The sequence below is a fragment of the Opitutales bacterium genome, assembly GCA_013215165.1.
Lineage (GTDB): Bacteria > Verrucomicrobiota > Verrucomicrobiia > Opitutales > JABSRG01 > JABSRG01.
On sequence record JABSRG010000031.1, the window covers coordinates 25,648 to 40,142 of the forward strand.

General features: G+C 52.8%; 11 protein-coding genes. 7 read left to right on the forward strand and 4 right to left on the reverse strand.

Translation table 11 applies throughout. From position 1 onward, the window contains the following. The first annotated feature begins 91 nt into the window (after positions 1-91). Positions 92-2,881, forward strand: coding sequence for a hypothetical protein (locus tag HRU10_08170; GenBank protein ID NRA27208.1), 2,790 nt, complete (start codon positions 92-94; stop codon positions 2,879-2,881). A 58-nt stretch (positions 2,882-2,939) separates the two neighbouring features. On the opposite strand, the gene HRU10_08175 is transcribed toward HRU10_08170, so the two are convergent. Genes HRU10_08175 through HRU10_08185 form a run of 3 tightly spaced genes read right to left on the reverse strand, consistent with a single transcriptional unit; the run spans position 2,940 to position 6,526 of the window. Next, positions 2,940-3,497, reverse strand: coding sequence for a hypothetical protein (locus HRU10_08175; protein NRA27209.1), 558 nt, complete (start codon positions 3,495-3,497; stop codon positions 2,940-2,942). 46 nt (positions 3,498-3,543) lie between these two features. Then, positions 3,544-5,925 (reverse strand): hypothetical protein, encoded by a 2,382-nt coding sequence (locus HRU10_08180; protein ID NRA27210.1) that lies wholly within the window; start codon positions 5,923-5,925, stop codon positions 3,544-3,546. A 25-nt stretch (positions 5,926-5,950) separates the two neighbouring features. Beyond that, positions 5,951-6,526: a YqgE/AlgH family protein gene (locus HRU10_08185; GenBank protein ID NRA27211.1), complete on the reverse strand. Its 576-nt coding sequence runs from the start codon at positions 6,524-6,526 to the stop codon at positions 5,951-5,953. A 124-nt stretch (positions 6,527-6,650) separates the two neighbouring features. Between HRU10_08185 and lexA the strand changes: the two genes are divergently transcribed. The 6 genes from lexA (at position 6,651) to leuD (ending at position 12,271) form a co-directional block, all read left to right on the forward strand. Continuing rightward, the gene (lexA, locus tag HRU10_08190; protein NRA27212.1) at positions 6,651-7,316 is read left to right on the forward strand and encodes a repressor LexA; all 666 of its coding nucleotides are present in this window, start codon (positions 6,651-6,653) and stop codon (positions 7,314-7,316) included. A 163-nt stretch (positions 7,317-7,479) separates the two neighbouring features. Continuing rightward, entirely contained in the window at positions 7,480-8,061 is a 582-nt protein-coding gene (locus HRU10_08195) for an adenylyltransferase/cytidyltransferase family protein (protein ID NRA27213.1), read from the forward strand. Further along, entirely contained in the window at positions 8,061-9,035 is a 975-nt protein-coding gene (locus HRU10_08200) for a bifunctional hydroxymethylpyrimidine kinase/phosphomethylpyrimidine kinase (protein ID NRA27214.1), read from the forward strand. The genes HRU10_08195 and HRU10_08200 overlap by 1 nt, the downstream gene beginning before the upstream one ends. Before the next feature lie 16 nt (positions 9,036-9,051). Continuing rightward, on the forward strand, positions 9,052-10,098 hold the full coding sequence (locus tag HRU10_08205) for a glycosyltransferase family 9 protein (protein NRA27215.1): 1,047 nt from the start codon (positions 9,052-9,054) through the stop codon (positions 10,096-10,098). Positions 10,099-10,212: 114 nt separating this feature from the next. Beyond that, positions 10,213-11,640, forward strand: a complete 1,428-nt coding sequence (leuC, locus tag HRU10_08210; protein NRA27216.1) for a 3-isopropylmalate dehydratase large subunit — start codon at positions 10,213-10,215, stop codon at positions 11,638-11,640. A 28-nt stretch (positions 11,641-11,668) separates the two neighbouring features. Next, positions 11,669-12,271 carry a 3-isopropylmalate dehydratase small subunit gene (leuD, locus tag HRU10_08215; protein NRA27217.1) on the forward strand — a complete coding sequence of 201 codons (603 nt, stop codon included), beginning with the start codon at positions 11,669-11,671 and terminating at the stop codon, positions 12,269-12,271. 12 nt (positions 12,272-12,283) lie between these two features. Here the strand turns inward: leuD and HRU10_08220 are convergent, their stop codons facing one another. Further along, positions 12,284-13,624 (reverse strand): hypothetical protein, encoded by a 1,341-nt coding sequence (locus tag HRU10_08220; protein NRA27218.1) that lies wholly within the window; start codon positions 13,622-13,624, stop codon positions 12,284-12,286. Positions 13,625-14,495: the final 871 nt, after the last annotated feature.

Sequence of the window (14,495 nt, forward strand, 5' to 3'; positions counted from 1 at the left end):
CAAGCACCCAGAAATAAGTCTTATGCGACCTCGGGGGAGCATAGGCTCTAAAGGCTCGATTTCTCATAACTCCTACCCAATCTAACCGTCGATGTCCGATTCCAACGCCACGTTTTCCGAAAATCTTCCCGCGAAATTCATCTATCGCTGGGAGGATACTGCGTTTCTCCTAAAATTCAGCGAGCACCCCTGGACGGCGAATGCGGATGTCATCGAATTCTGGGTCACCGAGGACGGGCAACTCTCTCCATTTGCCGAAAAGTCATTACAAGAGTTCTTGCCCGAATACTATGAGCGCTTTATGAGCGGTGAGCTGGAAAAACGTTGGCGCAGTCCAGACGCAAGGGACCACCTCATCCGTTTTGAAACCAGCCAACTTAAAGCGCGTTTCGCCATCCTGACTTCAAAATTCCCCAAAACCGGCTTTTGGGATCCCGAAAGGCTCCAGCGGATTTTCCGCATGGTATCTAATCATGCAGCACGTGCTGAATCGCTTGCTCTAACTATGCATCGGGGGCCGGTGACTGACGCATCTTCAGTGGTCGAAGACTTCCAGCGTGGTTTAGCAGAATTTCGCGCTAAGCAAAAGGATGGCTCTGTAGTCGCTACACTCAAAGAGGTCTACTTCGTCGTCACAGATGAAGGTGTTTGGAACATGCTCCAGAAAGCCCTCGAGTTTGAGGAGGAGACGCCAACGCCCACGGACCGAGCGCACTTGGCAAAGGTAGATCGCGACTACGTTTCCATCACGAGCGACTTGAACCAGTCCCGCAGCATTATCGCTGATGACACGCTCAAAACCGCCCGAGAAACCCGCGCACTGGCTTCACTCATGATCGCCCGGGCCACCCAGCCCCCGCTCGCTATCGGTCTCTTTGGCAATTGGGGCCAGGGTAAGTCGTCCTACATGCGCCAGCTCTACGCCCAAGTTCAATTACTGGCCGACAACACCAAACAGGCTCAAAAAGCCGATCCAAAGGCAACCAGCGACTTTCATCCCAATGTCGCTCAAATCGTTTTCAATGCCTGGCACTACATCGACGCCAATCTCTGGGCCAGCCTGGTTACGCACATTTTCGAAGAGTTGGCCCGGCAAGGACAAGAGCTGTTCGACGCAGATGACCTCACTCGAAAATCATTCATCGAACAGACCGACCGTGCCAGCGCGATCGGCAAAGAGATCATCAGGCTCGAAACCGCAGAAGCCAAAACACGTCAAGACCTCGAAACCTGCCACCTCCAAGAAGCCCGTATTGAAAATGGCGAGCTGGAGCTAGAAACGAAAGAAAACGAGCCAGAGCCGCACTTTGTGGACGAAGCCGTTCATGAGATTCAAGGCCTACTCGGAATCGACGCGAAACAAGCCAAGGACTTCGCTCAAACCGAGCGTGAGATCCATCGATTCTGGGCATTGGTGCGCGTCTGGAAACAGTCAGGTTTTATCAAAAAACATGGCTTCCCCCTCGGCGTTCTAGCCGTTACCGGAGTCCTGTTTGCCGCCATTGCAGTGGACCAATTTTCTGGAGCTCGTTGGCTCAGCGACCTCCAACAAGTCATCACCGGCTTGGTGAGCTGCGCAATACTCGCAGCCGGGTGTCTCACAACACTGATGCAAAAGGTTAACCGTGCCATGTCCGTCGCCGTCGGCGCAAGAGGACAGGCAGAGGCCTGGATCCACATGCGCAAGCAACAGTTGGAAAGCCAGCTCCAGGAGCAACACACTAAGCTGGAAGCCGCCCGCTACGAACAAGAGCGTGTGCATGCGGGCATCGGCCTTTATCAACACATCGACCAGGCTAACGAGCGCAGCGAATATAATGATGCACTGAGTATCATTAACCAGATCCGCAAAGACTTCGACACCCTCAGCACCTTGCTGAAAGAGGGCCGGAAAGGCGAAAGAGATGAGGTTAAGATACCCCAGATCAACCGCATCATCCTCTACATTGACGATCTCGATCGCTGCCCTCCACATCGCGTCGTCGAAGTGCTCCAAGCGGTCCATTTACTTCTCGCGTTCGATCTGTTTGTCGTGGTGGTCGGAGTCGATGCGCGCTGGCTATTGCATGCGCTACGTAAGGAATACTCCGCTTTCGGCGCCCTAAAATACGAATCTGCCGAAGACACTGAGGAGGCAGCCAACGAGCAGATCCTCCGCAGCCCCTTCGAAACGACTCCCATCAACTATCTAGAAAAAATCTTCCAGATCCCCCTGGTTTTGAGCCCTCTGGATGATACGGGATTCGGACGCCTCATTGAGCGGCTGCTTCCCGAGGAGGGCGGCACTCAACAAATCATACCCTCTGGAGGCGATCCCAAGCCTCCGCCAAAAAAGGCTCCGAAAAAATCTACCCGAAGACCCGCTCCAAAGAAGAAAGCCATACCACCTAGCTTCGATACTGCGCTCCTTCAGCGCGAACAGCTCAAAATCAGTGAGCACGAGCGCGATTTCCTGAAGACGCTCCACCCGTATATCGAAGTAGCGCGTTTAGCAGTGCGCCTCGTCAACATCTACCGACTGCTTAAAGCAACACTGCCATCAGACGAACTGACCGCATTTGAAGGATCCGCTGAGGATCCAGGTAACTATCGCCTAGCCGCTACGCTCCTTGCCATGCAGGTCGGATTTCCGGCATTCTTTCGGCGCGTCCGTGTCCTCGAGGAAGAAGGTCTTTTGTTTGGTGAGATCGAACAACTCAGCCTCAAGGAATTGATCGAGCACGTTTACGCAACCGATCAAAAAGAAGGGCGCGCCGAGTGGGCCTCACGTCGCTGCGAACTCCTCCGCTGCGTCGATGCGGCCAAAACTGAAGACTCCACCAGCTTTTCAGCGTCCGCGATTAAGACCTGGATCCCGCGCGTCGGGAGATTTGGAATCTAGCAAAAAGATAATACATTACTTCAAATTGCTTCTGTACAGATCAAGAATTTAAATCCCGTCAGGCTGACTCGTCGGCAAAGGCACCTGTCGCATGCTGATAGCAAAAGTGAAACAAGACCTGCCATTCCAGATCTTGAACCTGCAGGCAAAACTGTTCTAACGCTCCTTGCTCAGAGAGGCCACGCTCACACAACTTCACAAACATAGTCGCATCCCAGTTGCTGATCCATCGCGCCAACTGAGACTCATTGAGATCTTCCATCTGAGCTAAGATCGCACCCGCACCTTGTGCGATATAGCCGTAGACTGGATGATTACCCGCTCGCTCCACCCAATACCGAGCATTCGGATAATCCCCCTCATGACGGTGAATAATAGCATGCCATAGACAAGCCGAAGGGTCTGTTCGTTGGGCGACAATGTCGTGCGCCGCATCGATCTGGTTATAATGTAAAAGGATTCCCGTGGCACAGAGTGTTGTCCAAACATTATCTCCACTGGAAAGTGCCGCCTCGACCTGCGACCTCAAGGACCACTCAGTTCTGAATCCCCGCCCAAGTGACATGTCGGGGGCCTCCTGAATACTTTGGTCGATGCTTGCTGGATAGTCATTCATGCGTGTTTACTAACATGGTCGGACTATCTTAGTCCAGAGCACCTTTCTAGCGCCCCAGAACACCCTTAAGCGCGTCGACACCGCGTAAAAGATCAAGAACTGGATTTGCTGGGTCCGCGTTGTCCGGTGCTGTCCCGTCAGACGAACGCGCCTTATCACTATCAGACTGTTCCAAAAATTGAGTGGCCTTTCCTTTAACTAGTTTTAGAGCCCATGAGCGCACCGCGTCGAAATTTGGATTTTCCAGAGTTCCTCGGATACTAAAGGGGAGCTTACTCCATAAAGCGTAGTCACCGCGCATGCGGCCTTCGGACATACCAATGTTCTTTGCCCAGTCAGCGACCTCACCCTTCGCACCCAGCGTCAGGTCCATGCGCATGGCTGAACTCATCAAGTCTGTCCAGCTCGAGCTGTTAACCTGACCTTTCAGTTCAGCGTAAAAATCATGCCCCTTGAGCTCCGCCTGATCAATTTTGAATAGGCCATTTGCAGCACGCTGACCTTTAAAAGAAAAAGTCTCGAAACCCACCTCCTCAAGACGCCGCACGATCCGCTCAAAATTTCCCAAGTAGGATTGACCAGGTAGAAACGACAACCCTGCCACGAGCCGTGTGCCCGAACGAATGCTATTGAACATCCCCTGTGCCGGAACAGCAATTTGCCCGTCTTTAGCCAATAAGTCCCAGTTTATATTGAGTGATTCACCCAACAAAGACAAATCGCTTGCCTCGGAGGAAAATTTAAAAGTCCCACCAAAATCTGCATCGACCAGTTCGGCCCCACCGAGTTGACTCAAAACACTCCGAGCTGACAAGCCCCGCAAAGCTGCCTCGCCATCCAAAACGAATCGATCGTCAACTCGGGTCAAGGTGGCAGCCTGAGTCACATTACTATCGAGAAACTGGAATCTGCCGTCTTCGAGGCGGACCTGACTACCCGAGGCCACTACCCGAGCGCCTACATTATCCAGGCCAAACACGTTATTGATATTGAGTCGATTGACCTCCAGCACCACCTCCAGATCTCGCGGAAACCAAGGCCCATCTACAGGTACCTGTTCTGCAGCTTCGGGCTCAATTGTTTTCTGCTGCGGCAATGCTGAAACAAATCCTCCGATCGCCTTACCGAGGGATGCATAGTAAATCTTATCTGCCCGCGCCTCCATGCGCACGGGAAACGCCACATCAGCAGGTACCGAAACGTTTAAGTTTACAGCCTGACTCATCTTATCTCCGTCACTGACACGCACCCGCGCGCCTCCAGCTATACCCTGTCGCGCATTCCACAACAAGTCCATGCGATCGACATCCAAGCGCTCATCCGTCGACTTCAATCGGTTACGAGCAGTCCCTGTGATTCGCATACCCATATCATCGAGCATGGCTCCATTCACCGAGATGCGATAGCCACTGGCGAGATCTGGGCTATCCAAATCCCCCTCCACATCGACAGTCAGCCCGCCAGTCAGGAAATCGTAAACGCCCTCGAGCCGAGAAGAAACCACCACTGGACTGAGCTCCTGACCCAAAGCTGCAAGTAGCGGCTTCAAATCGCCTGAGTCGAACTTACTCTCACCCTCAAAACGAATCCTAGGCTGCTCAGTAGGTAGAAAGGCCTTGCCCTGAAACAACTCATAAGTGCGCCCCGAGAGGCTCGTATGCGTCGCCAAAGTTACCTGAACCGCTCCATCGACTGTGACAGAGGTCAGATCGAGACCATACTCTCCAGAGAGCGGTAAATCATCCACACCCTTCCCTTGAAAAGTTCCAGAGACCTCTCCCGCCGTAAATACGCCCTCTCCGTCCAGCTCGACAAAACCCTCTAGCTCACCCGCCAGTGAATCTAACATCCCCTGATTATACTCATTCTTCTCGTAGTGCCAATCCGCATTGATCTGCCCGCGACTACCAGGCTCCCAATCTCGCACGCGCAGTGATAGATCCAGACTACCTTGTTCGGTTTTAAGCAACATCTCGAGGCTACCGCTGCCCACACTCATCCACTGAGCCAAACCCAGAGAGCCCAATAACTGCGTCATATCTGGCGGCCCTGCGTCTTGGGATTCAGCCGCTTCCAAATCATTTGATTCATTCAAACTCGTCGGCAATGTTTCCAAGCGCAGCCCAGTGACGTTCAACGTTTCCACCACCAATCTGCCAGTGCTCATGGTATCCGTCCAGCGAACGTCCAGTTCTGCGTCCTCGATACCGGCAACCACCGACCCCTGTTTGAAATGCGCACCTTGGATAGAAACACCCCCCGGGCCGATAGATAAATTCTCGATCACTACGTCATCGACGTAAGTCGCGACAATCGCCCGCACCATCGGTTTCTGCACCGCAGGGATCAAGAGCACCCCCATACATAAAATCACCAAAAACAGGCCTAACCCGCCGCATATCAGCAAGACTTTCAACCAACGTTTCATACCCATTCCTCCTTGGAAAAAGACCCTAGTTCACTGACGGATCATCCGGAGCGTCGGCGAGAAAGCGCATCTCTGGTGACACTTCGCGAATGATAGTCCGCCACAAATCATCCCCCTGCACATCCTCCAAAGCGTCGCTGCTTACAGGCGTTACCACCCAGGAATCTTGCTCAAGCTCACCTTCTAATTGCCCCTGAGACCAGCCGGAGTAACCGACAAATCCACGCAATTCTATTTCAGGATCATGACTGATAAGCTCGCGCGCCTTGTCGGGATTAATACCGAAGTGGAGTTGAAACCTACCTTGTTCCAGGTGCCATTGCCAAGCGGTCAAAATCATCTGGTCTGGCGATGCGGGACCGCCTACATATAAGGGCACGTCCGCAAGATCTGTATAGGAAAATTTCCCATCAAATTGAGCCAAAGACTGACCCATAGGGCGATTGAGGATCACTCCCAGAGCTCCATCATCCGTCGAATGGGCCGATATGAGGACGACTGATTTGTTAAAATTCGGATCCTTTAGTTCTGGATGAGCCAGCAACAACGAGCCAGCCAACGCGCTTACGCTCTCGGTTTGTCCGAATTCACTATTTCGCATACGTGCCAAAGAAAACCTATACCCCCGCTTTGTTCAATATACTTCGCAAAAAGACGCGCTGGATTCAAAAAATAACCGATTCCTCACCTTGACAGTGAACAAAAGAGCATGTAACCAAACGTTCATGCTCCAGTTTCCCGCCGATATGAACCTCACCGAGCGCCAGAAAGAAATCCTGTACTTTCTGGATTCACACCTCTCGACCAAAAATTACTGGCCCAGCATCCGCGAGATCCAGGACCAGTTTAATTTTAACAGCACCAACGCCGTCTTCGGTCACCTCAAAGCACTGGAGCGCAAAGGAGCTCTGTCTCGGATTCCTGGCCAAGCTCGAACTTTTCAAATAAATCTACCGAGTGTCGGGCGCTCCCAACCCAAGCCCACGCAGATCGAAGACATCGTTGAAATCGACATCGAGCTTCAAGGTGCCATTGCCGCCGGCTTCCCAGATGGAATCGAACCGGCAACGGAAATCACTCGCCTGAAAATCGATCGCAATACCGCTGACACCTTGCGAAATCGCCGCTCATTCGCGTTGCGCGTCCGAGGAGAAAGTATGATCAACGCCGGTATTTTTGAGGGTGATATTGTAGTCATCGAGTCCAAACAACCACGCGACGGAGACATCGTAGCTGCTCTCATCGACGGCGAAACGACCCTCAAGCGCTTCATTCAGCGTGAATCTAGCACCCCTTTTCTCAAAGCTGAAAACCCAAGCTATCCAGATCTCTTCCCGGCCGCCGAAATGATTATTCAAGGTGTGGCCAAAGCCGTGGTACGAAATCTTTGACAAGCCGATCACTTTCATAGAGCGCGACCATATTTCCTAAACCTAGTTGTGGGATGGCGAGATCCATTGCTTAGCCCAAACTTTGATCCGCACCAAGGCAATCGCTCTCGCGATCACTCCACGCAACATCGGCAGACCGGTGTTTCAAATGTTCGGATTAGCCATGAATCGCGATTTTACTCTGGCAGTCTTAAACCTTGCTGCCGACAGTCGGGATGTGGCTCAGGAACTCCAAAGCTCGAAAATCATCGCGCTCAATGCGGCGATCAAAATCCGTGAGCAGCTGAGACGAGATCATCGAAAACTCGTTTTAACCAATGGCTGTTTCGATATATTACACGCTGGGCATATTTATTTCCTTAATCAGGCGAAAGCACTCGGCGATACCCTATGGCTTTGCTTGAACAGCGACGCGAGCGTACGTGCCCTCAAGGGACCGGATCGACCTATAAACCAAGAGACCTATCGTGCCTATTGTCTCAGTGCACTGAATGCCGTTGATGCTGTGATCATTTTTAACTCCCCACGCCTCGACCCAGAGATTTCTGCTATTGAACCTGACATCTACTGCAAAGCTGGAGATTACTCTCTGGATACTCTGGATCCAGGTGAACGCGGCGCTCTGGAAGCAGTAGGTACCACCATTCGCTTTCTTCCATTTCTTAGTGGATTCAGCACATCCAACATGATCGAAAAAATAGCACAGGCCGAAAACACACCCTCTACGCTGAGGAAAGACAACTGATGAGTCGCATTCAGCACTTTGTTGAAAAAATATCCCAACTCCGCGTGCTTGTGGTCGGGGACATTATATTTGACCGCTATATTTTTGGTGCGGCACAGCGCATCTCTAGTGAGGCTCCCGTTCCCGTCATAGAAGTAGGCAGCGAAGCTGATGTTGCTGGTGGGGCAGCCAATGTTGCTATGAATATCGCCAGCATCGGTGGACAGGTCAGCCTGATGGGAACTGTGGGCTGCGATACAGCTTTTGACGCTTTGCGAGCAATTTTGGAACGCTCCCAGATCCATTGTGACGCGATCGAGGCCTCACCAGAACGCAGCACTGTCGAAAAAACCCGCGTATTGGCTCAGCGCCAACAAGTCTGTCGTATCGATCGAGAAGGTCCTTTCAATTCATACCAACTCAGCGATGCGTCCCTCCACGCTCTCAGCCTTGAATCCTTCGATCTAGTGATCGTTTCAGACTACAGTAAAGGCACAGTAGATGACCGCTTACTGAAGCGGCTCAAGATACTGGCAGGCGATACTCCGATCTGCATCGACCCAAAACCGCCCCGCGTTCGTGATTATTCCGACCTGACCCTGATCAAGCCCAACAAAAAGGAAGCTCTCCTGCTTGCCGGCCAAGATCCCGCAGGGCCCTTCAATGCAGAAAGTGTGATAACTGAGCTGCACAGCCGCTATCAACCCAAACACATCGTCATCACACTCGGCTCTGAAGGTATGCTTCTTTCAAGCGCCGGAAAACCGACAGAGGCCCTCCCCACCGAGGCGCGGGAAGTCTTCGATGTCTCCGGTGCGGGTGACACGGTGATCTCTCTGCTTGGACCGGCTTTGGCGCTGGGCTATTCGCTGCAAGAGGCTGCCGTATTTGCCAATATCGCCGCTGGCATAGTCGTCGGGCGCATGGGAACCTATGCCATCAAGCGTGAGGATTTGATCGATCCAAATCTAATTTGCGAAACTGGTGACAGCTGATTATTAAGCCCCACTGATGCTTTCATCTCTCTTCGGGTATGGCTGGCGTGGTGAACCACCCAAAGTGGGGCCAAACGGCCCACGTCGCCTCTTAATTGTAAGGGCCGATCGTTTGGGGGATTTGGTCATCTCCACGTCGTGTATCCAGCCGCTACTCGAGGCATGGCCTGAAACAGAAGTCGCATTTGCAGTCGCCGAACCCTTTGCAGACATCATTCGCAGGCGTGAACGCCTGAAAGTTTGGGCGATCGGTAATCAACCCGCGGCGGTTTGGGAGGAACGCATCCGCGCATTCGAGCCATCAGCAGTGGTATTCCTTAATCCCCACCCAAAGCTCGAATCAATTGCTGAGACAGCGAGGATACCCATCCGCATCGGTACGTCGCGAGAACGCGGTGCGCGCCTTACCTATTGGCGCCCCTACAATTGGAAAAAACAGGGCACACAACATGAAGCAGCCTATAATTTCGGCCTCCTCTCCGCGCTCGGCTTGCAAGCACCCGGCAGGTGGCTTCCCGACGACTTCAGTCATTGCACCTACACAGGCGATCTTCCCGACGCCTTTCAGCTCATCCACCTCAGTTCATTTGGCAACAAGCCGACCGTATCGCCTGCCTACTGGGCTGACCTCGCAGAAGCTTTGAGAGCACGCTATGGATGGTTGCCCGTCATCGTCGGATCGGACAAACACGATCCAGCAATCGGTCAATTTCTCCAGCACTTGCCCAAGGAATTGCACAAAATCGTCCCAGTCCTCGCCGGTAAAACGACTCCGGCGGAGCTCGCTGGGCTCTGTCGACGCGCCTGTTGTATGCTATCGCGCGATAGTGGCCCTGCGCACCTCGCCGCGGCGACAGGATGCCCCACCCTCACCATCTTTCTCAGCCAACGTCCTCTGATGTCTCCTCAAAGATGGCATCCGCTCGGCACATATTCGTCAGTCTATATCGAACCGATCACGCCTCTGCCCTTCGAGAGTGCACACAACGAAGCCCGCCGCATCAACAAGCGACTGTGTATCGACTCAGCAGTCCAGATCGTCGGCGACATGATCAACAGCTGACACGCGACCTAGACCCATTCTAGAATCCTAGAAACAGACCCGCATTTCAGGTTGCCCAACGGTTGAAATCCATCATGCTCTCTACTTTTCTCTAATCCACAAAGCGAGTAAACCATGGGTAAAAGCCTCTTCCAAAAAGTCTGGGACGCGCACTCCGTCAAGACCTTGTCTAACGGACAAACGCAATTGCTAATTGGTACTCACCTGATCCACGAGGTGACCAGTCCACAAGCTTTTGGGATGCTCCGCGACCTTGGTATTTCTGTGAAAATGCCACACCGCACCTTCGCCACGGTCGACCACATCGTTCCCACTGACGAACCCGGTGAACCCTACTCCGACCCATTGGCCGACGCCATGATCAAAGAGTTACGCAAGAATTGCGAAGAGAACAGCGTGACCTTCTTCGACACAGATACGGGCAAACAAGGCATCGTTCACATTGTTGGCCCTGAGCAGGGCATCACGCAACCCGGCACCACCATTGCTTGCGGAGACTCGCATACATCGACACATGGTGCCTTCGGAGCCATCGCTTTCGGTATCGGTACCAGCCAAGTGCGCGATGTATTTGCCACGCAGACTATCGCTCTCAGTCCGCTCAAAGTGCGCCGTATTGAAGTAAACGGAGAATTAGCCCCAGGTGTCTATGCCAAGGACGTTATCCTCCACATCATCCGTAAGTTGGGAGTAAACGGCGGCACTGGCTTTGCCTACGAATATGCCGGAGAGGTCTTTGATCGCTTCACCATGGAAGAGCGTATGACCGTATGCAACATGTCCATCGAGGGCGGCGCACGCGTCGGTTATGTCAATCCCGACCAAACCACTTTCGACTACCTCGAAGGACGCGCCCACTCTCCAAAGGGAGCTCAATGGGAGGCTGCTGTTGAAGGCTGGAAGGCCATCGCCTCCGACGCTGACGCAACTTACGACGACGTCGTTGTAATCGACGCGACAGACATCGCACCCACCGTCACTTGGGGCATCAATCCAAGCCAGGGTATTGCCATTAACGAAAATATCCCCGCAACGGAAGATGGTCATACCCAGAGTGAGCGCGCCTCGATCGCCGAAGCTTTGGAGCATATGAAATTTGAAGGGGGCAGTGCCATCGCCGGTAAAAAGGTCGACGTAGCCTTCATCGGTTCCTGCACCAACGGCCGCCTCTCCGATTTGGAAGAAGTCGCCAAATTTATTGAAGGGCACCAAGTCGCCAGCCACGTCAAAGCCATCGTCGTTCCCGGCTCTCAAGTCGTAGCAGCAATCGCTCAGCAAAAAGGCCTCGATAAGATCTTTAAAGCCGCCGGCTTCGAATGGCGCGGCGCTGGCTGCTCCATGTGCCTAGCGATGAACCCAGACAAACTAGTGGGTGACCAACTCTGCGCCAGCTCCTCAAATCGTAATTTCAAGGGTCGCCAAGGCAGCCCAACGGGACGCACGCTGCTCATGAGCCCACTTATGGTCGCCGCTGCAGCCATCAAAGGCGAGGTCGCCGATGCGCGCGAGCTATTCGGCATCCTGGAAGAAGCAGTCGCTTAACACATAGTCATCTCAATACCCATCTCACATGGCACTGGAAAAAATTACCCAAGTCTCTGGTCGGGGCGTTTATGTCCCTGGAGACGATATCGATACCGATCGCATCATTCCCGCGCGCTTTATGAAGTGCGTCACTTTCGATGGTCTCGGTGAATTCTTCTTCTACGACGTCCGCAAAGACGAAGCTGGCAACGACAAGGAACACAACCTCAACGACCCCCGTTTCGCCGACGCGTCGATCCTCATCTCCGGAAACAATTTTGGCTGCGGGAGCTCACGTGAGCACGCACCTCAAGCGATCTTCCGCGCGGGATTTAAAGCGGTGATAGCCCAAGGATTCGCCGAAATCTTCTTTGGCAACTCAACGAATCTGGGCATACCCTGTGTCGCTGCGAGCGCCGAAGATATCGAAAAGATCGTCGCTGCAGTTGAAGCTGATCCATCAACAGAGATCAGCATCGACCTGGATGCACTGCAGATCAAATTCGGCAACCAGAGCGTGCCCTGCACCATTCGTGAAGGTAATCGCCACAGCCTCGTCAACGGCAAGTGGGACCCTATCGCAGAGCTGCTCGAAGGCAATTCCGACATCGACGCCACTGCGGCAAACTTGCCCTACGTGCAGGTATAGCTTCAGTCCGCTCTAAGAGACAGGCATTTCTGGAGGGGGTATCACCCCAGACGGTTTCCGCCGTGCCATCACAGGGCCGACGACCAGTGCCTCGACGACGAATCCCATGATGAGCAACAACGAACCGGTCCAAGGTGTGAAAACACCAAGAGCGCTGAGACTAAGCCCGATAACGACGATGCCCACATTGCGAAGAATCGATGCCGTACCCATGACGAGCGTGCGCCGTTCAACCATGGCCAACCCATGGTAGTGGTTGCGAATGCCCACAACCAGAGGCACCAGAACAAACACAGCAAAACTCTGGACAGCCCACTCGAGAACCTGCCCATCAGCACCTTGAAGATGCTCAAAAAAGAAGCGCGCACCGGGAGTTACAATCAGTATGGCCATCAACAACGTCACCCAACCAATCAACTTCCATGCGAAACGACGGGTCGCTGCAGGGAATTCTGCGGCATAAGTTAAGTAGACATTCCGCAAATGATTGATGGTGATCTGAAAAATCATCGACAGCCCAAACGACAGGGCCAACGCGGCAAGCACTGTTTCTGTCCAGAGTTCATCGCCACGCCGAGCCCCTTCCCACGTTACCAGTTGAAAGACAATCGGACGCGAAAGCGTAAACATGATCGTGGTGAGAGCCAGGGACCAATAATAGCGCGCGATGTTGGCATAACTCAACCGTGGGTCCTCTGCTTTGACAGGCCCAACTTTGGAGCGCTTTTTCAACAGCCAGAAAGCCAGCAACGCAGCACAGATTTCTGGAACGAGGCACGACCAACCAATCACCCAGCGGGCGTCACTTTCTAGGAATACGCCGGCCGCCAAAATTAGGACCATCGGCACCAGGCTTGCCACCCGCAACACAGTCACCCAATGCGTACGCTCACATTGCATCAGTAGGCCCGAGACGAAATTGACATAACCATACGAAAGGACCGAGGGCGTATACCATTTAAGATAAAAGATAATATCCTCGGTCAGCTCCGGTTCACCCGGATACAGCCAAGCCACACAGCTTTTTCCCCAACTCGACCAAGCGAAGAAAAAAAGCACTCCGGTGAGCGCAGAAGCAACCCAGAAGGCAAAACGCCCCACGATCTTTAAATCGCGCTGGTTACGGATCAGAGCATTGGTCAGTTGCGGAAAAAAAGCTACCGCCGACATGCAGGGAAAGAAGATCGATGAAGCCAGTGTAAACCGGGCCAATTGGCTGACCCCGTCCGGAAACTCCAGCAGTGCATAGTTCTGAAATAATCGCCCCGAAAGCATCAAGACACCGACCGCTGCCAAGGGCAGAAAAAATCGCCAGTAGGCGGGCGGAAAAGGTCTAGATTCGTCTGAGGACATTGGGCTAATATGCGATTATTCAGCCCAAGCCATACCGAGATCGCGGCCAAGCTCAGAAAATTGTAATCCATTCATGATCGTGACACTCGATCTACGGGCACTCGTCGGACTATAAGTAGACCCAGATTACGCGACAGCAGCGTGCAAGATGTCCACGCAGCCTAAAGAAGCCTGAAAGCGCATCAGGGGTGTGTCGAAAATTTTCGCGAGATCTAGCAACCCGGCAGATCGATCCTCAATTGCGGCGACCTATTGCGTAATCCGGGTTATATCGAAATCAGGACTTCACAAATCCCGCGTTGTTTTCAGCCCCTTCCTGCGCAAAAATTATTTCCTGGGAATGCTGAGCCCCAGCTCGGCATTGATCGCTCCAAAATGACCCGCGACAAATTTCACCCCTAAGAGACCCAGAGCCCAGCATACGAATCCAAAAAATTTAGCGTTTATTCGCGTCCATTAGCGGATCGAAAATCAAACCGATCAAACCGATCCAAGTCACAGACCGACAACGATAGCGATTTTAATAAATAATTCCGCGTCCATTCGCGGACTAAAAGATCACAAAAGCCGCGTTACTAATTTTTTACAAAACCGCTTGACCTGCGTTATCGAGAACGCTTTCTCGCGAAGCAGTCCACCAAACTTTGTTCCATAATTCCATTCCACCAACTTTTACGAAATATGTTTTCCCCAGAACGAGCTAAACCAACAGGACCGCTTCACGCCGGCACCCTATGTCGCGGATACCTCAACGAAACTATCCCCTCCCGTTCAAAAAACCGGTCCAGTTCATCCTGAGCTGGTCCCGCAATGTTGGACAGGTTGCTAAGAAGAAATAAGATACAAGCAACCGATGAAAAAACGACGTAAA